The sequence below is a fragment of the Heliomarina sp. genome (assembly GCF_052826185.1).
In genome coordinates this window covers 26,281-49,754 of sequence record NZ_JBRBUI010000053.1, presented here as the reverse complement: position 1 = coordinate 49,754, position 23,474 = coordinate 26,281, and the positions used below count along the sequence as shown (strand labels likewise).

Genomic DNA, 23,474 nt, shown 5'->3' with positions numbered 1-23,474 from the left:
GATGGCGCAACGTGAATTCACTGGCTGGCATGCCGCGGCCGTTTTCATCGGAGCCTTTGGAGTCATCATCGGGGTAAACCTTGTGCTCGCGTTCAGCGCCGTCGAAACCTTTCCTGGGCTTGAGACCAAGAACTCCTACGTGGAAAGCCAGCTTTTCGACCGCCAGCGCCGGGCGCAGGAAGCTCTGGGCTGGTCAATTTACGCCAGCGCACGTGAAGGTGAGGTGCAGCTGGATATCACCGATAAAGAGGGTAAGCCGGTCGAGGTGACCAAGCTGCACGCCGTTCTTGGGCGCGCCACCCATGTGCGGGACGATGTCGAGCCGGACTTTGTGTTCAACGGCAACGCCTATGTGGCACCGGTGCACCTTGGACCCGGAAACTGGAACATCCGCATGACGGCACGAGCGGCCAACGGAGTCGAGTTCAGGCAGCGGGTCATCCTGCACGTAAGAGGCTGAACAGGAATGAGAGACGAAGCGCCAAATGCGATCATCGCCTGCCCTGGATGCGTTGCCGCGCCGGCTGCAGCGGTCGCAGAGCCGCCTGAAAAGGTGCAACTGGCGTTATCCCTGCCGACCATCCATTGCCAGAACTGCATCACCTCGGTCGAGCGTGGGCTGGCGGGGATCGATGGCGTCAAATCCGCCCGGGTCAACCTGACCCTCAAGCGGGTCCTGATTGATGCCGGCCCTAGTGTCATGCCCGGCGTATTGATCGAACGGCTCAAGGATCTGGGCTTTGAGGCGCATGAGCTGGACACGGCGAGCCTTGGCGCGACGCAAACCGATCTAGCCGGGCGCGCCCTGCTGACAAGACTAGCCGTTGCGGGGTTCGCGTCGATGAACGTGATGCTCTTGTCGGTTTCGGTGTGGTCCGGGGCGACGGATGCGACGCGCGACATGTTTCACTGGATTTCGGCGGCGATAACTCTCCCGGCGATCGCCTATGCCGCGCAGCCTTTCTTTAATAGTGCTTGGTCAGCGCTGCGCGCCCATCGCCTGAACATGGATGTCCCCATCGTGCTGGCGATCCTGCTGGCGCTGGTGACGTCGCTATGGGAGACATCGCTTTCCGGCGCGCATGCCTATTTCGACGCGGCGCTGACGCTGACGTTCTTCCTTCTCGCCGGGCGCTACCTTGATCATCGGACAAGGGCAATTGCCCGTTCCGCCGCCGAAGAACTGAGCGCGCTCGAAGTGCCGCGTGCGTTGCTGTTGGGAGGTCCGGAACCGAGAGAGGTGCCGGTGGCGGAGCTGAGGCTTGGCGATCTTTTGCTGGTCAGACCGGGCGCAAGGATGCCGGTTGATGGGGAGATCGTCGAAGGGCGGTCGGAAATTGACCGGTCGCTTTTGACGGGAGAGACCATTCCGGTCTTTGCCGAACCGGGCCGGAAAGTTAGCGCGGGTGAGATCAATCTCACGGGGCCTCTTCGGGTCCGTGCCGAGGCGGTCGGTCGCGACACCTCTCTGCATCGGCTGGCCGACCTTGTTGCCGTCGCGGAATCGGGCCGGGCACAGTACAATTCACTGGCAGACGCGGCGGCGCGGCTTTATGCGCCCTTGGTGCATATCCTCGCGGCGGCAAGCTTTCTGGGCTGGCTGCTGTATGCAGGGGACATGCGCGTCGCTCTTAACATCGCGTCGGCGGTCCTGATCATCACCTGCCCCTGTGCGCTTGGGCTGGCGGTACCTGCGGTAACGACAGCGGCCTCTGGGCGCTTGTTTCGCAAGGGGATGCTTATCAAGCACGCGACGGCGTTGGAACGGTTGGGGGCGGTGGACCACGTGGTTTTCGACAAGACCGGAACCCTGACGACCGGCAAACCGGAACTTAGGAACCTGTCGGATTTCAGCAGCGACGAGCTCGCAGTCGCTGCGGCCCTTGCGCAGGCGTCTTCGCATCCTCTGTCGCAATCGCTGGTTCAAGCTTTTGAAGATGCGCATGTTGTGCCCGCGCCCGTTACCTCGATTGCAGAGGTGCCGGGTTATGGTACGACCGGTCAAATGAATGGTAGGGTTGTTCGGCTCGGCCGGGCGTCATGGGTTGGCGCCGAGCGTTTGGATGCGGACTCCACGGGCGATACGGCGACATGGTTGAGCATTGGCAAGAACCGGCCACCGCGCGCGTTCCTGTTTTCGGACAGCTTGCGTCCCGGTGCCGAGGAAGCAGTGAAAGCGATGTTGGATCAGGGCACATCCATCGCTTTGATTTCGGGTGATACCACTGAAGTCGTCCGGTCGATGGCCAACAGGCTGGGCATCACCGACTGGGTGGCCGAGGCATTGCCAGAGGAAAAGGCCGCCCGTATCGAAGACTGGAAAGCATCGGGCAAAAAGGTTCTTATGGTCGGAGACGGGCTGAACGATACGGTGGCGCTTGCTGCGGCGGATGTGTCGATTTCGCCTGCGTCCGCCCTGGATGCTGCGCGCGTGGCGTCGGATATCGTACTGCTGAATCAGGACCTGAGTGTGATTGCCGGGGCTTGCGAGACTGCGAAGATCGCGACCAAGCGCATCCGGCAGAACTTTCGCATTGCCACGGTATACAATGTGATTGCGGTGCCCTTGGCGGTCGCCGGTCTTGCGACGCCTCTTATCGCGGCGCTTGCGATGTCGAGTTCCTCGATTACCGTTTCGCTGAACGCATTGAGACTGAGGGGGGCGAAATGAACGTCCTGAGTTATCTGATACCGATATCCGTGACGCTTGGGGCAGTCGGGCTTGCCGCTTTTATTTATACGGTCCGGTCTAATCAGTATGATGATCCGGAAGGGGACAGCAGGCGCATCCTTTCAGACGAATGGGATGATCATCCCAAGACCTGAGCCGGTCCCCGCCTTCCCAGCTCGTAAGCCGGGAGAGCATGTCCGAAAGCAGCCTGCTTTGGCTCAGCTCGGGCCGACCATGAAACAGGAGACGTTGCGGGCTTGAAGGCGACGACAGGCGAGATCGGCGCTCTCGCGTGTCATTCCAAGGAAGTTGGCATCGAACCCGCGCGGTGATTGCACGACTTTACGCAGGGTGCCGTCAAGCGTCGCCATTTCCGTAAGAGCCATCTGAAGCAGCACTTTTTCCGCCTCGTACCGACTGCCATAGCGGCCGACGTTGATCCCCCAATGGTGTCCGCCTGAGGTGGACAGGCGGGTCACGATTTCCTGAGAGGCTTCCTCTGTTGGCGTTGTCGAAGCGAGGATGAGATCCTGAGGACGAGCGGTAGGACGCAGCACCGCGTCATCCGAAACTGAGGCCGAAGCGACCAGCGAAGCGGCGTCGGACGGGCGCTTTTCCTTGGGTGCGGGCTTGGCCGGTTGCGCGGCGCTGCCCAGTCCGGCAACGGCGGCATCGATACCCGCTTGCAGGGTGGAGCTCGCCTCGACTGCCGTATCGACCACGGCCTGCGCAACTTCGATCGAAGGCACGGTTCTGGCCACCGGACGCAGGCTGGATTTGACCAACCCCGAGACGCGGATCGACTTTCCGGTCGGAATGGAATCGTCGGCACCTGCGACATAGTTGGGGCGATCGGGCTTGCGCAGCGGTGCGCGCGAGGGGGCACGGCGGAAGCCGATGTCAAGCAGCTCGGCGACGCGCGCGTCGCGTGTTGGTGTCGATTTTCCGCCGAAAACAGTTGCTATGACGCGTTCGTTGCCGCGTTCGGCAGAGGCGACGAGGTTGAAACCTGCCGCACGGGTATAGCCGGTCTTGATGCCGTCAGCGCCCTTGTAGCTGCGCAACAGCCGGTTATGCGAGGTCACAGTCTTGATCCCCGCATGCGCGGACTGGCGCGAGAACAGATTGTAGTATTGCGGGTAATCGTAAAGCAGGTGCCGCCCCATGATCGTCATGTCATGGGCAGTGGACAGATGCCCTTCCTCGGTCAGGCCATGCGCGTTCTTGAATGTCGTGCGCGTCATCCCAATCGCTTGTGCGGTGCGGGTCATGCGCCGGGCGAATGCGGCCTCACTGCCGCTGATGGCCTCGCCGATTGCCGTGGCCGCATCGTTGGCGGATTTGATGGCAGCAGCACGGATCAGGTAGCGAAAGGCGATGGTCTGCCCAGAGCGCAGGCCCAGTTTCGACGGCGGTTCGGAGGCTGCGTGCTTGGAAATCCGGACCTCGGTATCAAGGGTGATCTCGCCGTTACGAATAGCCTCGAAGGCGACATAGAGCGTCATCATCTTGGTGAGCGAGGCCGGATGCAACCGCGTGTCGGCGTTCGTGGAGTGCAGCACTTCGCCTGTTCGGGCGTCGATGACATAATCGGCGTATGGCGCAGCCATAACGCTGATCGGAAGGATCACAAGGAACCAGATTGCTGCGAAAAAATACACGCCCATCCGGGCCGGGCTGATGCGCCGTACCTGCACGATAAATTGCCTCTGTCTGCCTCATGTCGCCGATTTTCCGGCTGACCTTTTAAGTTGTGATCAAAGTACCATAAGAAATAACTAAAATAAACCCGTCGGTTGAGCGATTGAGCGGAAATTCGGCGCCGAGAAAAAGCTACATCTGGGGGTGACTAAATAATCGGCAACCATACCAGCGATTGTGTCAAAATTGTGGTTTTTGCCGTTCAAACCCTATCCAATTTCCCGAAGCAATTCAGGCAGCGGGGCAAGCGTTGGTAGCTGGTGAAAACGGTCGCTGTCGGCGGGCAGGTCTGCATGTTCAAGATCCCAAACAAGCTCATGCGGCACATGCACGCCCCATCCTCCGGCCTGCAGCATCGGCGTCACATCGGATTTGACAGAATTCCCGATCATCATGCCCCGGTTGCTTCCGTCTCCGTGACGTTCGAAGATTCGCCGGTACCGATCCGGCGTTTTGTCCGACACGATTTCGACCGCCTGAAACAATTCACCCAGGCCGGACTGTGCAAGTTTGCGTTCCTGATCGAGCAAATCGCCCTTGGTGATCAGGATCACCCTGTGTGTCTGAGCCACCGCGGATACGCTTTCAGCCGCATGCGGTAAAAGATCGATAGGGTGCGCGAGCATCTCATGCCCGAGGTCGAGAATTTTACCGATCGTCGCCACGGGAACCTGCGAATCGGTGACTTCGATCGCGGTTTCGATCATCGACAGAACGAACCCCTTTATGCCAAAGCCATAGCGCGCAAGGTTGCGCTTTTCTGCAGCCAATAGTCTTTCGTTCAGATGATCCGGTTCAGCGAATTCCCCGAGAAGTTCGGCAAAACTGTCCTGTGAGAGCCGGAAGAACCGTTCGTTGTGCCAAAGCGTGTCATCTGCATCGAAACCGACAGTGGTAATTTTTTGCATGTCGCCCCCCAGCAGACACATTGGTCTTTAATAAACCTGTGTTAGGGTTATATACACCCTGATATCCCACACCAATGTCGACTTGAACAGTTCCTGCCATGACGCTTTTGCAAATTTCGATGTCGAACAAACAGGATGACGGTACCGATGATGCCGTCATCGTGGAAACGCGTCCAAAGACAAAGCGCCCGCCGCTCTACAAGGTATTGCTGCTGAACGACGACTACACGCCAATGGAATTCGTGGTTCATGTGCTCGAACGGTTTTTCGGTCTCAACCATGCGCAGGCTTTCGAGATCATGCTGACCGTTCACAAGAAAGGGCTGGCGGTCGTGGGCGTGTTCAGCCACGAAATAGCCGAGACAAAAGTCGGTCAGGTCATGGATTTCGCGCGCCGCCATCAGCATCCGTTGCAATGTACGATGGAAAAAGAAGACTGACGTTTTCATGTCACTTCGACTAAGCCTTGCCCTTTCCGAGGGCGGATTGGCCTTGCCGTCCGAGGGACGGATCGCCGTCTTCCACCCTTTCGCCGGTACTGACCTCTCGATGCTCGACCAGGGCCGGGTCGTGATCGTGCAGCCGAATTTTCCTGATTTCAGGTTCTTTGAAAATGCCGGTTTCGACGTGAGGACCTCGACAGAGGATATCGTCGATCCGGTCGCTGTTTCAATTGTCTTCCTGCCGAAGGCCAAGGTGCAGGCACGTTCCCTGATCGCGCTCGCGATGCAAAAGAGCACAGACACGGTCGTAATCGACGGCGCAAAGACCGAAGGCATCGACAGCATTTACAAGGACCTCCGCAAGCGAACCGATGCGTCGGCCGCGCTCTCCAAGGCGCATGGTAAGTTGTTCTGGCTGGGTTCACATCCCTATGCGGTTGCGGACTGGCTTGTTTCAGGCGAGCAGCGGGTCGGCGAATTCCTGACCGCGCCGGGTGTATTTTCGGCAGACGGTATCGATCCGGCCTCGGCGCTGCTTGCCAAGACGCTGCCGCGCAAGCTTGGGCGGCATGTGGTCGATCTTGGGGCGGGGTGGGGTTTCCTCGCCTCTGCGATGCTTACAGACGATGGCATCGAGACGCTGGATCTCGTCGAAGCCAACCATGACGCGCTGTCATGTGCGAGGCAGAACGTAACCGATCCGCGTGCCCGCTTCCACTGGGCGGATGCACGCGACTGGGAACCAACGGAACGTATTGACGCTGTCGTTTCTAATCCGCCCTTCCACACCGGGCGAAAGGTCGACGCCGATCTGGGGCGGGATTTCATACGAAGGGCGTCTCGTATCCTTGTTTCGTCGGGTCATTTCTGGATGGTTGCAAACCGGCATCTTGCTTATGAGGCCGTTTTGAAGGAATGCTTCGCAGAGGTAACAGAGCCAGCAGGCGACAACAGGTTCAAGGTCCTTCATGCAAAACGCCCGATCCGTTCGCTGCGCTAATCCCCGGTAAACTCCTGCAAATGCCGTGAGCCAAGGAGGCTGTCATGTCCTTTTCCATCGCCGGTAAAACCGCCATCGTCACAGGGGCCGCCAATGGTATCGGTCTCTCCATCGGTCGGCTGTTTGCTGAAAAAGGCGCAAATGTCATGTTCGCCGATATGGACGAAAAGGCTTTGGTCGCCGAGTTGGGAGAGCAGCTCGAAGAAGGAAATATCCGCTCTTTTGCCGGCGATCTGCGGGAAAAGCTGACGATTGCCAATCTTGTTTCCGCCACTCTGGATTCCTTTGATCAGATCGACATTCTGGTGAACGGCGCGCGCCAGATCCAGATGACGGATCCGCTGGATGGCGATGACGAAACCGTTCAGGCGATGCTGTATAACAATGTCATGCCAGCTTTGCGGCTTAGCCAGCAGGTGTCCAAGCGCATGATCAAACAGGCCGAGGGCCGTACCGAGGGTATCGCCGGTTCCATCGTGAACATCAGTTCGATTTCCGCACGGCGGACACACCCGGAACTGATGGGTTATTCCATCAGCGCGGCGGCGCTCGACCAGATGACGCGCTCGCTAGCGGTCGCGCTTGCACCGCAACGTATCCGGGTGAATGCGGTCGCGATCGGTTCCGTCATGAGCAATTCCCTGCAGACCTTTTTGAAGGAAAACCGCGCCTATCGTGCAGAGATCGAAGAATGCACGCCGCTCGGCCGGATTTCGGCGCCGAGCGAAGTGGCAGAGGCGGTGCAGTTCCTGTGTTCGGAAGCGTCCAGCTTTATGACTGGTCAGATCGTGACGGTCGACGGCGGTCGGACCCTGCTTGACGCCGTGCCCGCACCCGCGCATTGAGGGTGGCATGGCAGAAGAGTTCACATCCGAAAAAGCCGAGGCATCGGCGTGGTTTCGACAGCTGCGAGACGAAATCGTAGATGCCTTTGAAGAATTAGAGCAAAGCCACGACGAGGGGCCGCTGTCGGACGCCGAGCCGGGCAGTTTCGATGTCACACCGACCAAGCGAGAGTCGAGCGACGGCTTGGACGCGGGTGGTGGCCTGATGAGCGTGATGCGCGGTGGTCGCGTTTTCGAGAAAGTCGGCGTGAACGTCTCGACCGTATTCGGCACCCTTGGCGAGCGGGCGCAGATGGCCATGGCGGCGCGCAAGGGCATACCGGGAATGACGGAGGATCCCCGGTTCTGGGCCAGCGGGATCAGCCTTGTCGCGCATATGCAGAACCCGCATGTGCCTGCAGTTCATATGAACACCCGGATGTTCTGGACCCCGCACGCGTGGTGGTTCGGCGGCGGCTCCGACCTGAACCCCTGTATCGAATACGAAGAGGACACTGCGCATTTCCATGGCGAGCAGCAGGCGCATCTCGACCCGCATGGGAAAGCCCACTATCCCCGGTTCAAGGAATGGGCGGATGAGTATTTCTACATCCCGCATCGCAAGCGGGCGCGAGGCGTCGGTGGTATTTTCATGGACGACTATTCGACCGGCGACTGGCATGCCGATTTCGCGCTGACCCAAGACATCGGGCGCGCCTTTCTGCCTGCCTATGTGCCTCTGGTCAGAAAGCGCCGGGCGACGGTATGGGATGAGGCTGACAAGGATGCACAGCTTGTGCATCGTGGGCTCTATGCCGAATACAACCTCGTTTATGACCGGGGTACGAAGTTCGGTCTTGAGACCGGCCATGATGCCAACGCGGTGCTCATGAGCTTGCCGCCACTGGCGAAATGGGTCTGAGCCTTTTAGCTGTCTTTAAGTTTCCAGCCTGACTGCGGCGGCAGGAAAACCTCGACCGCCGCGCTTGCGATGACGATCACCGTACCGGCTTGGGGGTTTTCTACGTTGAGACCGCCCTTGACGGCTTGGACTGTTACCTTTCCGTGGGGCAGTTTGGTTGAAAGCTGGTCGGTATCCACCTGCTCGGGCCGCTGAACGCCTATCGTGACGGACACGCGCATGTCGGACTCCGCTATGCTCAGCGACTTGATGATCGGCAGGGAAGAATGCCGGATCGCATCTTCGATAGCCCGGTCGGCAGCCTTGGTATAATCCTGACCGTACTGGTCGTTGCCCATACCCATTTCGATGATGACGCGCTGATCAGTCATTTGCCTGTTCCATAGCGAAACTTACGGAAAGTGCGACGTTGGCGATGACCGTTGCATTGCCATCGCCGTCGGGGCGTGGGATGTCGAGACCTCCCGCAACTACCCGGATTTCCGGCTTGCCATAGGGAAAGATACCAAGCAGTGCCTCAGTATCGACGGCTTCGGGCCTCTGAACGCCGACTTCGACAAGGATGTGCATGTCGCTTTTGTCGAAGCCGAACAGTTCCGCCATGTTGATCGAATTGTGCCAGAGAGCGTCTGAGATGCCGCGACGCGCCGCTTCGGTGTAATCCCCTCTGCGCAGGGACGTCCCCATGCCGAATTCGGTAAGAACGCGGGTCATCGCAATCCTCTCAAATTATTCTCGCCAGTCGAAGAAATCCGGACCCGCCAAGTCGAGTAGCTTAACGGCCATTTCCCGGCCAAGCATGGCGCCGTCTTCCACCGGGCAGGTCTGATCGTCGTCAATCGCTTCTGATCCATCGGGGCGAAGCACCTGTCCGCGCAGGCGCAACTTACCGCCGTGGAGTTCGGCCAATCCCGCGATCGGCGTCTCGCAGGAGCCGTCGAGCGCGGCCAGAAAGGCGCGTTCAGCGGTAAGGCGTTTGCCGGTCTCTGCGTCGTGAACCGCTTCGAGTAGCTTCGCGACGCGCGTATCGTCTGAACGGCGTTCGATGCCGATGGCACCCTGCGCTACGGCGGGCAGCATATCGTCGACGTCGATGGCACGAGCTGGCACATCGGTCATGCCAAGCCGGTTAAGCCCTGCCATCGCCAGAAAGGTACATTCGGCGACTTCGTCGGCCAGCTTGCGCAGGCGGGTCTGCACGTTGCCCCGGAATTCGACAACCTGCAGGTCGGGCCGTCGGTGGAGCAGCTGCGATTTCCGTCGCAGGCTGGATGTTCCCACAACCGCACCCTCGGCCAGTTCCGCGATTGAGCCGACTTTGAGCGAGACGAAGGCGTCGCGCATATCCTCGCGCGGCAGATAAGTATCAAGCAGGAGTCCCTCGGGTTGCAGGACCGGCATGTCCTTCATCGAGTGGACAGCGATGTCGATTTTGCCTGTCAGCAGATCCTGTTCGATCTCGCGGGTGAACAGCCCCTTGCCGCCGATTTCGCGCAGCGCCCGGTCCTGTACCCGGTCACCGGTGGTCTGGATCACCACGACTTCGAATGAATCCGGTTCAAGGCCAAAGGCATTGCCAAGCCGCAGGGCGGTTTCATGCGCTTGCGCAAGAGCGAGCGGAGAGCCGCGCGTGCCGATCCTGAGCGGGGTGGCGGGGGAGGGGAGTTCAGTTGTCATGTACCTGTCTCTAATCGTCGCAACGAAGCGTGACAACTGGTCTGGCGCTTGACATTTCGCTCTCTGGCCGCGACCCATCGCAAAAGCATTCATGGGGGGCGATATGAGCCAGAAGAAACTGTTGCGCGCCTTGGCGGGCGAAACTCTCGAAACCCCGCCGATCTGGATGATGCGGCAGGCAGGCCGCTATCTTCCCGAATACCGCGCCACGCGGGAAAAAGCCGGGGACTTCCTGTCGCTCTGCTACAACCCCGAACTCGCGGCCGAAGTAACGCTTCAGCCGATCCGCCGGTACGATTTCGATGCGGCGATTCTTTTTGCGGATATCCTGCTGGTCCCGCAGGCGCTGGGCGCGGATCTGTGGTTCGTGACCGGCGAGGGGCCGCGTCTGTCGACCATCACGTCGCAGCGCGATCTGGATGCGCTGAAACCGGTTGATGACATTCACGACACGCTGGGCCCGATTTACGAGACAGTGCAGATCCTGTCGCGGGAGCTGCCGTCGGACACGACGCTGATCGGCTTTGCGGGTGCGCCATGGACGGTTGCGACCTATATGATCGCGGGCAAGGGAACGCCCGATCAGGGACCTGCGCACTTGCTGCGGCAGGAAGATACCCAAGTGTTCGAAGCCCTGCTGGACCTGATCACCGAGGCGACCATAGAATACCTGTCGCGCCAGATTTCGGCAGGCGCGGAATGCGTCAAGCTCTTCGATAGCTGGGCCGGGTCACTTTCTGGCGAAGCATTCGACAAATATGCGCTTGCCCCGGCCGCGAGAATCATCGCCGAGCTCAAGGCGCGTCATCCGGGCATTCCCGTCATCGCCTTCCCGCGCGAAGCCGGACCGAAGTACGAGGGCTTTGCCAAGGCGACCGGCGCGGATTGTGTCGCTCTCGATAATTCCGTCGATCTCGACTGGGCGGTGGAACGCGTGCAGCGCGACGGTTGTGTACAAGGCAATCTCGCGTCGTCGCACATGGTGACCGGGGGGCAGGCGCTTGTCGACGAGACGCGCGCCATTGTAGATGCCTTTTCCGGCGGCCCGCATATCTTTAATCTTGGCCACGGTATCACGCCGGATGCCGACCCTGATAACGTTCAGATCATGATCGATACGGTTCGGGCGAAATAGTGTGATTTCAGGCTTGACGGCCCGGCCCACCTGCCTTACGTCCGGCCTCGCTTATGGCGGAGTAGCTCAGTTGGTTAGAGCAGCGGAATCATAATCCGCGTGTCGGGGGTTCAAGTCCCTCCTCCGCTACCAAGCAAATCAATGGCTTAGCTGATATTCGAAAACTGAGTAGTCTCTTTAGGTAACACTCTAGGTAACAAATTCGTCCTAGTTTGATTCCTGAATAGTGGATGAAATGAAAAAGGCCCCACATAACGCGGGACCTGCTTTGATTGCCCATTCCAAATTTACAATGCGCCAAGAATTTGCCCGGATTCCCCATGAGCCGCTCACGCAGCCTCAGCCTTATCATTGGCGATAGAAACCAGCCGGGATTTACCTATATTTCGAGGTCGGAAGCGTAGATTTCATCTCCGTTGCGGTAACGGGACATTATGTCTTTTGCCCAATTATGAACGTCATCTATTGGCCCTTCGTGTTCGTTAAGTTTCTTAACGTACGCATGCATGATGAGCTGCCCAACATCATCCAATTGATTATAAATTTCAAGAATTCGAGCTGAGTTGTCCGTTATCTCAACGCCGCCGACGGTTCCCATTACGTTTGTCATGCCGTTGCTCCCGGTAGATTGATGCTGTCGAGCTTGATTGCTATCTCTTCGGCCAGATCTTGGGCTATCATGGAAACGGCATAGCGCCCGCTGTCGCAGCCGCCTTGGTTTTCCATAAAGTTCACGGCTTCTAGCGCTTCTGCCAGTCGGTGCGCCCTGTTCTGAACCTCCTGGATGTATGCTAAGAGAGCGGGCAAGCCGGTATTGGTCGCTGAGTCGGCGTTGTCATTAGTCATTGTCTTGTTCTCCAATCTGGGTATGATACCAAAAGTATCAACACATTGGGGCTTCGCGTGTCAATACCAAAAGTATCAATAGAGCAAGTGAAGGCTGCTCGCGCTTTGCTGCGTTGGTCTCAGAACGACCTTGCCGAGGCATCTGGCGTTTCAGTTCCAACGATCAAGAGGCTGGAGGCAGGTAAGGGATTGCTTGGCGGGCGCACTGACACAGTCCATGCTATCCGTACCGCTCTTGAGGAGGCAGGCGTGCTTTTCATTCCAGAGAACGGCGGCGGGGCCGGAGTGAGGTTGGTAAAATGATAATTAAGGCTGCATTTGTTGGCGCTCTTGTGATCTGTAGCGCAGCCACGGCTCAAGATGCGCGAACGAATGTACTCTATCGCATCGACTGCGCAGACGTTCTTGAATTAGCAATCGAATACCCTAAGGGTGAGAGGAATCCGGTCTACAATGAGGACGAGCACGCTGCGGCCTATTTTATCCTGCTTGGCGCCGCCATAAGCACGTTCAAAATGGAAGAGGAACGGAAGGCATTCGGGCGCGCGCTCGGACGTTTTGCAGCGTACTGCGAGACTGACCCTGCCCGAGAGGTGGACTCCATCTTACGCTCGTTGAGCAACCCTTGATTGCGACTTCATTTCGCTTGGCTCCCATCTGCGGTCGGTATCGCACATTTCCCTCTTAAAACGCATTAATGGCTTCGGCTTCCTGAGCGGTGCCAGCGTATAGCATCACGTACACATCAGAGTAGCGCCAGCGCGGGCAAAATGTGCACGTGAATGTGCGCTCGCTCCCGGAGTTCGTTCGCCACGCATTTGCGCCGTGCTGCGCCGTCATCAGAACCCATAGGCCCGCCAGCGCATTGAAGACCGCCTCCAAGCGAGCTCTGTGAATATTATTGGTGCGGTCATGCTTTGCTGCGTTGTAGTCATCATACCAGGTTAGAGACTGAGTGGGCGCGTCGGCACTCCAATCTGCGAATGGTGAAAACTCACCAAGCCACGGCATCTCTGTGAAAATCACTGAGTATTCGGCTAACCGCATCACCTCAAGAAGGCGAGCAAAGTCAGAGGTTTTGTAGCGAGGTTTGTCGATTCCGTTGGCACGGAGTATTCCGCGCATCTGATTTTCACACTCGGTACACGTGAGGATGAGCAGGTTTCGGATGCGATTCCCGTGCGTGTCGAAGTTTTGAACTGTCGGCTCCACCGTTTCTAGAATTTCTTCCAGAGTTCGCATTAGGGACGAAAAATGCCGTGCCGAAGTAAATACGTCACGAGCGTTGCGAGGAGCGAAGTTTGGTTCGGAAGGCAAACCGAGCGGGTGTTGGTCATTTGGTCGTGCAATCCTGGGGAAGTACTGCCCAGGTAAAAACGTCATCCGGTGCAACACTGCGCTAGAACTGGTTGCGGTCCTGATTGTTTCCGCAACTGTGGCGCCCTTAGGTACATGGACGGGAGCAGACCTCGGCACTCCAGCGCGCGTCAGCGCGCCATGATCGTTTTTCCAGACCTGATAATAGTGATCCCAAGAAACCCCAAAATAAAGGGCGTCTTCAATGTCCTGATCCCTTCGTTCTTCATCAGAGAGCTCACGATACATAGGACTCAGGCCTGGAATGACGACCGCCAAATCTCACCCTTTCGTTTTGCGTCAGGCTGACACAAATGTCGCATCAATGCCACCGTGGTCCAGCGCCGCGCTAATATGCAAATGCGTTCGACCAACCCTCTCATTGCCGTTTGAGTTGCGTCGTGCGCAAAATGCACGAGTCATTCAGCACTCTGCTCTTTTCAGTGGGGTGATCTCGCTGTTACTCTGCCGTCTTAGCGGTATCTCTCGGAAAATCCTTCGACCTTCCTTGTGTTTTACAGAAAACTTCATGCTTCGCGTGCTTCCTAAAACCCCTTTTGCTTCGCGTGACGATCCTTTGGAGTTTTGCTTTCTGTTACTGCATAGTGAGGCAAGTCGTCTCGTTTCGGTGGAACTGGAAGTTTGGAACCATAGGTAAGATTCCTGAGTTTGGTCCAGAGCTCGCCGTATTGGTAACGAATTGTTACTTTTCTTGTGCGTACGAGTATGTCAATGATGGAGTTGACTTCCAAGGTAGGGAGTGGATGGTGTGGAGCGAAAGGAAAAACCCGTGGCCGTGGTCGGAAAGCCTAGTGGCTTGAAAATGCGTGCTTTCGCAGATGACTTGTTGTCAAGGGTGACAGGCAAGCGGATCTTCACCGATCTGCTAACTGATTCCGCTCTAGCTGAAGCTGTGGCCAAAGATCGGAAACTCCGAGCCGGACGGCGGAAGAACAGAGGCAAGGCTAGCCCTCCGCCTGTTCTCAACGAGCGGTCGGTTTCGGAGGCCGCCGTCGTGTACAAAGCGCTTCGTCGAAAGGCGTCTTGAGTTTCCCGTTCGCGTGTGGTGATAGATAGTTGGTACTATCGCATGCGGGCGGAATGGATCTACAGATAGAAGATATACGATCGAAAACCTGTTTGTACGGGTTCAAGTGTGGTGTTTCTGAACTCGAGAAATTTGCGAAGAAAGCCTTTCGGTCACACACTAGGGAAACCCCGGACTATCGGGTTAGGTGTCTCTACGATCTCGATGCACCTTCTGCGAGTGCTCTCGGCTACTATTCGCTTTCAATTAAAATTCCTCAAAATGGTGAGATGCCGGTCGGGGAGCGTACGATCTATACCGGGGACCGTGCCTTCTTGTACATCGACCATCTGGCGGTTCGGAATGAAGAGAAAAAGAAGGGCTACTCAAGCTGGTTGATGGTTGACCTCCTAGATGCAGCGGACCAGTTCATGCGGAGATTTGGTCGAATCGATTACCTGTCTCTAAATGCAGCAGACAGCGACGCTCATAATTTCTTTCGCGACAAGTGGGGCTTCACTCAGGTGACATCGGAAGCTCACCCTCTTTTGGTGCTGGAAAGGCAACGAGTGATTGAAGTAATGGAAGAAATTGCGCGACGGGCCGAAGGCTCGGGTGGCTAGATCAGTGGCGGCAGAATTGCTCCCCGCACACACGAATGCATTGCATCTAAAGGCAATGCTGTAAACTACCGCGCCAGCTTCCGCGTCAGCGAGACCACTGCCGACTTCGGCAGTCCGTTCAGCCACTCGAAGACAGCATGTGTGTCACCATCGCTGAGCCGGTCCACCACGCGCAACAGCCGCTCCTGAGCGACCGCTAGCTTTCTGGGGGCCTCATGGCCCCACTCACTGATGAGGGCGGCGTAGGCGGGCACCTGACCTAGTTCTGACATTGCCGTTTCAGCGAGCGGCCAAACGGGCGCTGTGCGCGTGTCGAGTAGGGCGCTGAGAGCCGCAGATTGAACTGGGCGGGGCAGAAGAGAGAAAGACCTGTCGAACTCTGCCCTGTCGGCTTCATCCATTCCAGTTATGATGTCATTCGTTTCCCGGATTGCCTTAGCGTGGTTGGTGTAGTCTGCCGCTGGGTTGCCCTGCTTCGTCCAGTCGCTGAGCGTCGGCATCGGGATTAGGTCGACTGAATAGCTGTCGCCGCTGTGAGTCTGAAGCCCTGCCGGGTCTTGCGATGTCAGTAGCGAGAGATACCGCGCTTGCATCTCTTGGTCGCGATCATAACGCTTTCGGTCTGTCCGCATGATTTGCTCAATCTGAGCCTTCTCATTTTGCCTTGCCCTCGGCGGCGAAGAAGCTGTCTGTTGGGCCTGATACAGATCTGTGAGGCGCGACTGCATCGCCGGGTCCGCATCGTAGCGGCCCCGGTCTGTGCGCATGACATCGTTAATCTGCGCGATCTCGGCAGCGATCTCGTCAGTCATGAAACGGTCTGCGGATACTGGTTGCGAAGATGGCGGATCGCGAGGTCTTCCGAGCCGAAGAAGGACCCCATCTGCATCCCGTCTTGCTTGCGCTGAACGTAGAAACCTTGCGGAGTCCACTTCACCGCGTATGTGTCATCGGCAAAGTAAGGTGCAAGACGCGACTTGGTGGAGACGATTTTCTGCAACGCGAGAACTGCCGCATCGCGCGTTGCATCAATCACACGAGCCTCGACCGCGAACTCCTCATCGTGGCCGACGATGTAAAGCTTATCGTGGCGACGCAGGACCTTTTGCCGGTCGTTCTGGATCTTGGACCAGATAGCCGGGTCTTTCAGATCGTCGGTTACAGCTCCTGCCGGGAGCCAGACTAGCCAGGAGCGGGTTTGATGTCCGGGAACGTCGAGATGGACGTGCTGCGGATCTACTTTGATATCAGCCATTGATAATGCCTTTAAGTTGGGGTTCGAGGGTTGCGCCCAGAGCCTTCTCAGCGTCGGACCATGGGTCTTCAGCGAGTACAGCGCCGGGCCGCAGCCTCAGCTCGCCATAAACGCCGTCTTGAACGGACTTGCTGAGCAGGGCGGACAGAGAGCGGCTACGCCGGGTCTCCTGCTCCTTCTGAAACAGGAGGGTAGGTACGCTATCCACTAGGTTGTGGAGAAGGTCCGCCAGTTCCTTACGGAGGGCCTCCGCCTTTACGGACGCATCCACGGCGGCGCGGCTCGACAACTCCATTTCGTTGATAGAGGCTGACCAGTCCTTCAGGAGCTTCAGTGCTCGCTTGGCATCTGCATTGCGGGCCCTCTGAGCCTTCTCTGCGACCTCCGCTCGCTCGCGGCGCACCACTTCCTGCTCGGCATCAACTATGCCTTCCATCTCGTTTTCAGCGGAGCGGAGAAGGGAGGGATCGAAAACGGTCTCATCCAGCGTTGCCGCAGCTCGCGCTAGATGCTGACGCTCGATAACGTCACTGACCTCCGCCTTGCGCTGCGCCAGCCGCTCTGAGGGTGTAAGCGCCGTCGTATTGGCTGAGTCTGTCATTGTTCAACCTCGTTTAAGGCACGTGCCTTGTTGGTGGCCTCGAATTGTCCGAATGCCGACCCAACCAATTCCCCATCACGGTTGCGGATTGACCAACGCTCACGCCCTCCGATGCGCTCGACCAAGGTAATGGTGCATTGCCCGATCTGCTCGCTGTCGCCGGGTTGCAGTTCCGGTTCTTTCGCGGCCTCTTCAGCAGGCTTTGGGATCGCCATCGACGCTTGCTCTCGGGAACGGATCTTGTGATCGGCTTTCGCCAGAATGAATGCGAGCTGGCGTGCTGTCTCAAGGTCATCGTCTGCCAGACCTGCCCGCTTACGTTCCACCTCCAAGGGACCGCCGTCTTTTCCGGTGAGTTCTGTAGCCCGCAGGTCCGGAAGCAGCTTGCTCAGAAGCGTTTCAGCGGCTGCGGCGCGCTCTCTCAAAGATGGATATACCCGTATCTTCTTGCCGGGATTCCCGGGGTCGGCAGCGCTGACTTTGCGGCCATCCGCAATCGCCGCAAGGAATTCCAGAGGACGACCGCGCTGATTGATGAACTGGCGTAGCTCAGTAGGGAGCTTGTTTGAACTGCCGGGTTTGCGTCCGCCTGTCTTCGGGAGACCGGGAGGACGACCGGGGCCTCGTTTTTCGGCCTGATCTGTCATGGTTGCTACCTATACGTTTCCAAATCCTCAAAGATCAATTCAAGATTACAAAATTTATCTATATTTATCAATATATTCTAACGCTAGACAGCGGGATTACTTATCCGAGTGTCATGCCGTCGCATGGTGCTTCAGGGGAGCGCAAAATGGAGGGGGGAGGATTGCTAAGTCAGAAATTTTAGGGGGTGTCCGCATACCGTCTTGGTCAAGAATGTCCTTTACACGGGAACTGTTGAGCAAGCGCGGCGAAGGTCGGCTTCGAACTCACTTTGACAGATACTGGAAGGCGCGAGAGTGTCTACACTTTGCGGCGCGGCCAAAAACATGACAAAATCAATGGCAGTTTTGCCAAGGGGGTAAAAGATCATTCAACGGCTTTGGTGGTCGGACCACCTAGGACAAAAACGACCGTTTTTGGCGACCGAGATATGGCAGTAAGTTTATGACCCAAGATGATACTTATTGGCGGCACTGGTCCCCTTGAAGTAATATGACACAAAAACAAAGGTTCTTATGTCTGATCCTGCCGACCTCCGTGCCTGGTTCGATGCATTCTTTGCCGACGTGATGAACGGCGTTTTTTCTCTAATAGCAGCACTCTGCCTTGTTTATCTTATCTCCGTGGCAAGGAACCTTGCTGATCCCGGAAAACATAGTCCTCTGCATGTGAAAGGGGTGGCTGTCGCCGTTGCCGTGTTTGCAGTGTCATTGCTAGTGGTATTTCTACGAGGTGGCACCGACCAGGGCGAAGAAAATGAACTAGGCGCTGAGCCGGCTGCTTCCCCGGCCGCCACAGAAGAAGCGGCATCCGAAAGATCTGGTACCTCCAACAAACAACACGGTGAAGATAACAAGCTTCCCGACGCATCTATCGATTTCGACGACACCCCAGTGCCCGTCAAGTATTCGATAAGCGGTGTGCTAAGTGAGTATTGGAGAGTCAGCGGCGACATGGATATCGATAATAATTGCAGGCTAACCGGAATAGTCTCATTTGATCCGCCACCGTTTGCGGGATATCCGAACAACGATACAATAACTGGTAGGGTTGCCGGCAGTGATTTCAGTTTCACAAGGCAACTAACGGGACCGCCGGGGGGAGCTGATGTTTTGAATGCTCAAATATCTAGTGATCGAATGAGAGTGGAGGGGCTTTGGAGAGGCAATGATTTCAAGGGCACTATTCGTCCCGCTCTACCGCCTTGCCCCTGACCACGCGCCAGATACACTTTCGTATAAAGGGGTCATTGCAGATAAGCGCGGAATACTGAGCTAAGGACCGTTTCGGTCCAACGCATTACACCTCGCCGCTAAGGTGACGCTGCATCACTACCCCCCCCCGGCCAGCGGTCGTTAGTCCTTGAGCTCCTTGGTGAGGCAGTGAGGCATTTTCCATAACATTTACATTTACAGGCCATATGGCCCCTATATGTATATATATCAGACACTTAGGTTGAATCTTGAGTTGTGTAAGATTTTCCCTCACTTCCCTCACTGCCTCACCAATTACCGGTTGTTGCCTCACTTGCCTCACTGCTAAGTACCCGGCACAAAACGTGCGGCCCCCTTCGCATCCCCGGTGGTTATTTTGCCGGATCGTTCCCACCCCAAAGCAACCAATTCTTTGGCCACCCGCTTACTGAGCTGTGGTGTCATGTCGTGTGGTAATACGCCCATTTCTGCCAAGATTTGCTTGGTAGTAATTTCACGCTTGCCATCCAATGCGCGCACAATGTCGGCTCGCCACGGGTCATCAGCCAGCCTGTTGGCGACTTCTTCCTGCGCCTGTGCTTCTGCGTCGCCTTCAAGCCACCAACGCTCCCCGTCGAGGTACAAAGAAACAGCTTCAGCCCATATTTGCTCGCGGTCACGTGCAAGCCCCTCAACGTCGATTTCACCGACCTTAACGGGCCAAAAGCGTCGCCCGCCAGTTTCGTCGCGCTGCCAGTCGTCTTTGTTGGTGGTTCCAGCGAAGATACAGCGTCGAGGTTCCGATACCTCTTCGCGCCCATATGCCGGTCGGAACGTTTCTACTTGCCGCGTGATGAAAGCCTTGATTGCATCAACATCTTTGCGCATTGCTTCCAATTCGCCCACTTCGATAACCCACTTGCCACGCAGGTAGCTGCTGGCATCCTTCGTGCCCATCTGAGGCAATGAATCTGAAAACCAGACTTCGCTTGCCAGAGCCGCCAAGGCAGTCGATTTTCTCCGTCCTTGCTTGCCTTCGAAAACAAGCATGTGATCTGCTTTGCACCCCGGCTGCATTCCTCGCGCCACAGCCGAAATGCACCAACGCAATCCGACCTCGGATGTGTAGGCGCTGGCTTTCACCCCGCAGTATACAGTCAACCAAGAAGCGAGACGTTCTGTGCCGTCCCAAACCAAGCCAGAAAGAAAGTCTTTGAGAGGATCAAATGCATTCTCTCGACAGACCTTTCGCACAGCCGCGTGAACAATGTCGCCCTTGGCCCGTGGAAATCCATTCTGATTGAACCACGCTTGAGCCGCAGAATAGTCGTCATCTTCGAGCGGTCGCGGGTAATCGCCGCCAAGCTGGCCCGGCACTGGCCGCAAAAGAACCCGCTGCCGCGTAAATTCATCAAATGCCAAGACGCCTTGCCAATCGCCATGGTTGGTCAGAATGCTGATAGCATTTGCCATATTCCAAATTGGCCGGTCCTTGTCGTCGCGGACAAGTTCGAGATCCTCATGGCGAAAAGTCAGACCAAAGTTCTTTTGATGCTTGATGAGTTGCTTTTCCATGCTGTGAAAGTCTCGCATCATGCAGCCTGCCTCCCTTGTGCGTATTCAAGAAAGGCGCGCTGCCGCGCCACTGGCATGGCGTTGAACGTGGCGAGACAGTACGCCTCGATTTCCTCCGGCTGGGCCGACATGGCCCAGAAACCGGCCTCGTCTATATGATTGAATAGCGGCGCTATCGGCATTCCCGCACCGGCCTCACACGGCAAGACAGCACCCACAACGTTTCCCACTTGTTCAGAAGGCAAAGCCCGAAGCGATGACCATGCTAGGGAAGCCCTCTCTGCCTCTGTCAGTCGCGCGCTAAGAACGATTGTGAGACCGTGCCAAGCTTCGGCATTAGCCAGTAGCAGCGAATAGCCCACAGACCGCGCCACGCGCTTGTAAGCGTCTGGCATGGCTTTTCGAATAATCGCATTCATGCCAGCGCCCTCACTATAGAGGGTATCGGCGCAATGCAGTTTGCGTGACGATCCCAATAGTGGGTTGCGCGAAGCGTTTGAATTTGCGATATTTCGTCTTGAAAGTTTGCCGCTTTCCTATTCCCCGCCTCGGTAGCGCCCGCCAGCGCTCCGGGGCTTTCTCTTTTCTGCTCGCTCATGGTTACACCGCCTCGCCCACGCGCGGGCGCGATGCGAGCCAAGCATCGACTTCATGTTCGTAGAAGCCCACGCTGCCATCTGCCATCTGAATTGGTTTCGGGAAGCCGAGGTGTTTGTAGTTGGTGCCGGTCGCCCAGCGCATAACTGTCGCAAGGTGCACATTGCAGCGTTCGGCCACAAACTTCCGTCGAAGTACGCGAATTCCGCTCCGCGTGGGCGAGTGATTTATGTTCATGCCTTGTCTCCATAGTAACGCAGGATACTGCGAATGGAGGCATGTTAAGATGCTGTAATTAAGAGAAAAATCTCAAAAATTTTGCGGAAAATTTTTTGGGGGCAAGATTCAGGTCTTCAGCCATTGGAGGTGCCAAGTTTGTGCCGCCGAATCTGGTTTCTCAGGTCCGGCGTGAGGTTACACTTTGGATCTTAGATCAATAATTGTTCTGTAGTCCGGCACGTTTCTGGCTGTTTCTAGTTGAATATTCACAAATTCAATCGGGAACTTTTTGTGATTGCGAACCCAGTTTCTAATGGTCTCGGCGTCTAAAGACTTGCCTGTGCGTGACAAGAAGTATTCTCGGGAAGTAACGTTCGGCTGAGGGTCCTCAATTAAGCCTTCTCTTACGGCAATCACGTGTATGATAACTTCATCCTGGGCGTTGACCTTGTATAGTTCGCGTGGACGAACATCTTCCGCATGTTTGTCGGAAAAGGCATCTACGGGCAGGCCGTTCAGTGCCAAACTCAGTGCGTGCGAAATTTCGGCTAGAACCTTATGAGAAAGGTCTGCACGTCCTTTGGAGTTTTTTGATGCCGTTGCTTCGGCCTTCTTCACCGTCTGCAGTATTCGCTCCCACTTTTGCATTGAAAGTCTCAGATTTGAACTCTCAGACACTTTCGGCCACCTCCATCGGTATAACGTTGTCGCAGCCGTGACTTGTTAGGTTGTCCACATAGTTTGCCCAGGCCTGTAGCGCTGACCGCATTTCATCCTGATAGCTGTGACGATTGTAGACTGCCGCAACGCCGCTGATTGAGCCCGTGACGTGGTTCAAAACCTTTTCCACCACATGGATGCCGACGCCAAGTCGCGCCATACCGGATGCAGCTGTTCGACGCAGGTCGTGCAGACGCCAGGGAGGGAGTTCGACCTCATCGGGATCGTCCCCTTGTTCCTTCGCCATCGCCTTCAGTTCTGCCAGCATCAGTGCATCAATGCGCTCCTTCGCACGTCCAAAGCCAGAGACTGGACGGGGAGTGCTTGAGCCAGACCGTGAAAACCGAGCCGGAAATAGGAGTGACGTTCCATCGGTACGAGGCAGCGCAGCAATGGCCTCGTGCGCCTGCCGGGAGAGAGGCAGCATGTGCGCACGGGCGTTCTTGACCCTATCCGCTGCAAGCGACCATGTACCCTCAGACAGATCGAACTCCGACCACGTGGCACCCGTCACCTCCTCGCGCCGCTGGCCAGTTAGCAGCAAGAGGTGAAATATAGGTCCGAAAGGTGCCCCTAGCTTTTCGCAGGCCCGCAGGAAGGCCGTCACTTCGTCGTCAGAGAGGATACGGTCACGCGCGGTTTCCTTCGCCGGAGCTTTGATGGCTGCCGCAGGTGACGTCTCAAGGTAACCGCGCTCGACAGACCAGTTGAGGAAGCGCTTTAGATTGGCGAGAATTCGGTTAGCCCTGACCTTCGCGCCGCGCTCCTCGGCTTTGTCCAAGACGCGCAGTATGTCCTGACGCGTCACTGCGATCAGAGGCTTGTGACCAATTTCCGGATAGACATGCAACTCAAACATGCGGGCCGTCTCATCGGCAGTCCGATTTCGCGGACGGCAGTATCTCTCGATATACTGCTCACCGATGGCCTGGACCGTCTCGGGCTCTGCTTGCTTTGCCGCCAGTTTGGCAGCACGCGGGTCTTCATTTGCTTCCACCTTTGAACGAGCTTCGCGCCACGCGGCTCTGGCTTCGGCTAGACTCATTGCCGGATAAGTTCCGAGGCGAAACCGATGCTGTTTCCCATACAGTCGATAGTGGAATGACCAAGATCGACTTCCACCGTATCCGATCCTCAGAGCCAGACCAGGATAGCCGCTATCGAAATGATCTTCCTGCCCTGACTTCGGTGGCTTAAGGCGTTCGACCGCTGCTGCGGTAAGAGCACGCTTTGGCATGTCCGATGCTCCTCATAGGTAACAAAAGGTAACGAAGGTGGTGTGTTTTGCAATCTTGCATCTTGCGACATCATGCGCAAAAAAACATCATAAAATCAATTAAAATCAGTATCTTTTGAAAGCTCCAGGCAATGCCATGCGACGCCATGCAAACATGGACTTTCGGAATCATAATCCGCGTGTCGGGGGTTCAAGTCCCTCCTCCGCTACCAAGCAAATCATTGATTTTACCGATATTCGGGTCGCTGAGTTGCTTCTTTAGGTAACAACCTCATTCCAATTTGACTCTTATATGATGG

General features: G+C 56.6%; 28 protein-coding genes and 1 tRNA gene. 12 read left to right on the top strand and 17 right to left on the bottom strand.

Going from position 1 to position 23,474, the window contains the following annotated elements; all coding sequences use genetic code 11:
- The first annotated feature begins 1 nt into the window (after position 1).
- The 3 genes from ACU0FH_RS16885 to ccoS are packed head-to-tail and all read left to right on the top strand — an operon-like array spanning position 2 to position 2,826.
- Positions 2-460 (top strand): FixH family protein, encoded by a 459-nt coding sequence (locus ACU0FH_RS16885; protein WP_446195822.1) that lies wholly within the window; start codon positions 2-4, stop codon positions 458-460.
- Between the two features lie 6 nt (positions 461-466).
- Positions 467-2,671, top strand: a complete 2,205-nt coding sequence (locus ACU0FH_RS16880) for a heavy metal translocating P-type ATPase (protein ID WP_446195821.1) — start codon at positions 467-469, stop codon at positions 2,669-2,671.
- Entirely contained in the window at positions 2,668-2,826 is a 159-nt protein-coding gene (ccoS, locus tag ACU0FH_RS16875; RefSeq protein ID WP_238372417.1) for a cbb3-type cytochrome oxidase assembly protein CcoS, read from the top strand. Before ACU0FH_RS16880 ends, ccoS begins: the two co-directional genes overlap by 4 nt.
- A 63-nt stretch (positions 2,827-2,889) precedes the next feature.
- Here ccoS and ACU0FH_RS16870 read toward each other — a convergent pair whose 3' ends face one another.
- Positions 2,890-4,368: a D-alanyl-D-alanine carboxypeptidase family protein gene (locus ACU0FH_RS16870; protein WP_446195820.1), complete on the bottom strand. Its 1,479-nt coding sequence runs from the start codon at positions 4,366-4,368 to the stop codon at positions 2,890-2,892.
- 213 nt (positions 4,369-4,581) lie between these two features.
- Positions 4,582-5,280, bottom strand: coding sequence for an HAD family hydrolase (locus ACU0FH_RS16865; protein ID WP_446195819.1), 699 nt, complete (start codon positions 5,278-5,280; stop codon positions 4,582-4,584).
- Between the two features lie 119 nt (positions 5,281-5,399).
- On the opposite strand from ACU0FH_RS16865, the gene clpS reads away from it, so the two are divergent.
- From clpS to hemF, 4 genes are read left to right on the top strand one after another with little or no spacing between them, the layout of a single operon-like run.
- Entirely contained in the window at positions 5,400-5,720 is a 321-nt protein-coding gene (clpS, locus tag ACU0FH_RS16860; RefSeq protein ID WP_233145568.1) for an ATP-dependent Clp protease adapter ClpS, read from the top strand.
- 7 nt (positions 5,721-5,727) lie between these two features.
- A complete protein-coding gene (locus tag ACU0FH_RS16855; RefSeq protein ID WP_446195817.1) occupies positions 5,728-6,723 on the top strand; it encodes a class I SAM-dependent methyltransferase in 996 nt (331 codons plus the stop codon).
- A gap of 44 nt (positions 6,724-6,767) precedes the next feature.
- A complete protein-coding gene (locus ACU0FH_RS16850) occupies positions 6,768-7,568 on the top strand; it encodes an SDR family NAD(P)-dependent oxidoreductase (RefSeq protein ID WP_446195816.1) in 801 nt (266 codons plus the stop codon).
- A 7-nt stretch (positions 7,569-7,575) separates the two neighbouring features.
- A complete protein-coding gene (hemF, locus tag ACU0FH_RS16845) occupies positions 7,576-8,469 on the top strand; it encodes an oxygen-dependent coproporphyrinogen oxidase (protein ID WP_446195815.1) in 894 nt (297 codons plus the stop codon).
- Positions 8,470-8,474: 5 nt separating this feature from the next.
- Here hemF and ACU0FH_RS16840 read toward each other — a convergent pair whose 3' ends face one another.
- Genes ACU0FH_RS16840 through hemC form a run of 3 tightly spaced genes read right to left on the bottom strand, consistent with a single transcriptional unit; the run spans position 8,475 to position 10,146 of the window.
- Positions 8,475-8,840: a Lin0512 family protein gene (locus ACU0FH_RS16840; RefSeq protein ID WP_446195814.1), complete on the bottom strand. Its 366-nt coding sequence runs from the start codon at positions 8,838-8,840 to the stop codon at positions 8,475-8,477.
- Positions 8,833-9,183, bottom strand: coding sequence for a Lin0512 family protein (locus tag ACU0FH_RS16835; RefSeq protein ID WP_446195813.1), 351 nt, complete (start codon positions 9,181-9,183; stop codon positions 8,833-8,835). The genes ACU0FH_RS16840 and ACU0FH_RS16835 overlap by 8 nt, the downstream gene beginning before the upstream one ends.
- A gap of 15 nt (positions 9,184-9,198) precedes the next feature.
- Entirely contained in the window at positions 9,199-10,146 is a 948-nt protein-coding gene (gene hemC / locus ACU0FH_RS16830; RefSeq protein WP_446195812.1) for a hydroxymethylbilane synthase, read from the bottom strand.
- Between the two features lie 103 nt (positions 10,147-10,249).
- Between hemC and hemE the strand changes: the two genes are divergently transcribed.
- Together hemE and ACU0FH_RS16820 are read left to right on the top strand one after the other, a co-directional pair.
- A complete protein-coding gene (gene hemE, locus ACU0FH_RS16825; RefSeq protein ID WP_446195811.1) occupies positions 10,250-11,281 on the top strand; it encodes a uroporphyrinogen decarboxylase in 1,032 nt (343 codons plus the stop codon).
- A 55-nt stretch (positions 11,282-11,336) separates the two neighbouring features.
- A tRNA-Met gene (locus tag ACU0FH_RS16820) sits at positions 11,337-11,413 on the top strand.
- 247 nt (positions 11,414-11,660) lie between these two features.
- Here the strand turns inward: ACU0FH_RS16820 and ACU0FH_RS16815 are convergent.
- Together ACU0FH_RS16815 and ACU0FH_RS16810 are read right to left on the bottom strand one after the other, a co-directional pair.
- Complete coding sequence (locus tag ACU0FH_RS16815; protein ID WP_446195810.1) at positions 11,661-11,891, bottom strand: hypothetical protein; 231 nt, start codon at positions 11,889-11,891, stop codon at positions 11,661-11,663.
- Positions 11,888-12,127 (bottom strand): hypothetical protein, encoded by a 240-nt coding sequence (locus ACU0FH_RS16810; RefSeq protein WP_446195808.1) that lies wholly within the window; start codon positions 12,125-12,127, stop codon positions 11,888-11,890. The genes ACU0FH_RS16815 and ACU0FH_RS16810 overlap by 4 nt, the downstream gene beginning before the upstream one ends.
- Before the next feature lie 57 nt (positions 12,128-12,184).
- On the opposite strand from ACU0FH_RS16810, the gene ACU0FH_RS16805 reads away from it, so the two are divergent.
- The gene (locus ACU0FH_RS16805; protein WP_446195806.1) at positions 12,185-12,430 is read left to right on the top strand and encodes a helix-turn-helix domain-containing protein; all 246 of its coding nucleotides are present in this window, start codon (positions 12,185-12,187) and stop codon (positions 12,428-12,430) included.
- Positions 12,431-12,811: 381 nt separating this feature from the next.
- Here the strand turns inward: ACU0FH_RS16805 and ACU0FH_RS16800 are convergent, their stop codons facing one another.
- The gene (locus ACU0FH_RS16800; protein WP_446195805.1) at positions 12,812-13,732 is read right to left on the bottom strand and encodes a hypothetical protein; all 921 of its coding nucleotides are present in this window, start codon (positions 13,730-13,732) and stop codon (positions 12,812-12,814) included.
- 852 nt (positions 13,733-14,584) lie between these two features.
- Between ACU0FH_RS16800 and ACU0FH_RS16795 the strand changes: the two genes are divergently transcribed.
- Positions 14,585-15,133, top strand: a complete 549-nt coding sequence (locus ACU0FH_RS16795; protein ID WP_446195804.1) for a GNAT family N-acetyltransferase — start codon at positions 14,585-14,587, stop codon at positions 15,131-15,133.
- A gap of 65 nt (positions 15,134-15,198) precedes the next feature.
- Here ACU0FH_RS16795 and ACU0FH_RS16790 read toward each other — a convergent pair whose 3' ends face one another.
- From ACU0FH_RS16790 to ACU0FH_RS16775, 4 genes are read right to left on the bottom strand one after another with little or no spacing between them, the layout of a single operon-like run.
- Positions 15,199-15,945, bottom strand: a complete 747-nt coding sequence (locus ACU0FH_RS16790) for a hypothetical protein (protein ID WP_446195803.1) — start codon at positions 15,943-15,945, stop codon at positions 15,199-15,201.
- Positions 15,942-16,388 (bottom strand): hypothetical protein, encoded by a 447-nt coding sequence (locus tag ACU0FH_RS16785; RefSeq protein WP_446195802.1) that lies wholly within the window; start codon positions 16,386-16,388, stop codon positions 15,942-15,944. Before ACU0FH_RS16785 ends, ACU0FH_RS16790 begins: the two co-directional genes overlap by 4 nt.
- Positions 16,381-16,989, bottom strand: a complete 609-nt coding sequence (locus ACU0FH_RS16780; protein ID WP_446195800.1) for a hypothetical protein — start codon at positions 16,987-16,989, stop codon at positions 16,381-16,383. Before ACU0FH_RS16780 ends, ACU0FH_RS16785 begins: the two co-directional genes overlap by 8 nt.
- On the bottom strand, positions 16,986-17,636 hold the full coding sequence (locus ACU0FH_RS16775; protein ID WP_446195799.1) for a hypothetical protein: 651 nt from the start codon (positions 17,634-17,636) through the stop codon (positions 16,986-16,988). Before ACU0FH_RS16775 ends, ACU0FH_RS16780 begins: the two co-directional genes overlap by 4 nt.
- A 513-nt stretch (positions 17,637-18,149) precedes the next feature.
- On the opposite strand from ACU0FH_RS16775, the gene ACU0FH_RS16770 reads away from it, so the two are divergent.
- Positions 18,150-18,848, top strand: coding sequence for a hypothetical protein (locus tag ACU0FH_RS16770; RefSeq protein ID WP_446195798.1), 699 nt, complete (start codon positions 18,150-18,152; stop codon positions 18,846-18,848).
- Positions 18,849-19,172: 324 nt separating this feature from the next.
- Here ACU0FH_RS16770 and ACU0FH_RS16765 read toward each other — a convergent pair whose 3' ends face one another.
- The 5 genes from ACU0FH_RS16765 to ACU0FH_RS16745 form a co-directional block, all read right to left on the bottom strand.
- Entirely contained in the window at positions 19,173-20,423 is a 1,251-nt protein-coding gene (locus ACU0FH_RS16765) for a VapE domain-containing protein (protein WP_446195797.1), read from the bottom strand.
- Complete coding sequence (locus ACU0FH_RS16760; RefSeq protein WP_446195796.1) at positions 20,420-20,584, bottom strand: hypothetical protein; 165 nt, start codon at positions 20,582-20,584, stop codon at positions 20,420-20,422. Before ACU0FH_RS16760 ends, ACU0FH_RS16765 begins: the two co-directional genes overlap by 4 nt.
- A gap of 418 nt (positions 20,585-21,002) precedes the next feature.
- Complete coding sequence (locus ACU0FH_RS16755; protein ID WP_446195795.1) at positions 21,003-21,236, bottom strand: helix-turn-helix transcriptional regulator; 234 nt, start codon at positions 21,234-21,236, stop codon at positions 21,003-21,005.
- A 177-nt stretch (positions 21,237-21,413) separates the two neighbouring features.
- Positions 21,414-21,866, bottom strand: coding sequence for a hypothetical protein (locus ACU0FH_RS16750; protein WP_446195794.1), 453 nt, complete (start codon positions 21,864-21,866; stop codon positions 21,414-21,416).
- Positions 21,867-21,888: 22 nt separating this feature from the next.
- The gene (locus ACU0FH_RS16745) at positions 21,889-23,175 is read right to left on the bottom strand and encodes a tyrosine-type recombinase/integrase (RefSeq protein WP_446195793.1); all 1,287 of its coding nucleotides are present in this window, start codon (positions 23,173-23,175) and stop codon (positions 21,889-21,891) included.
- Positions 23,176-23,474: the final 299 nt, after the last annotated feature.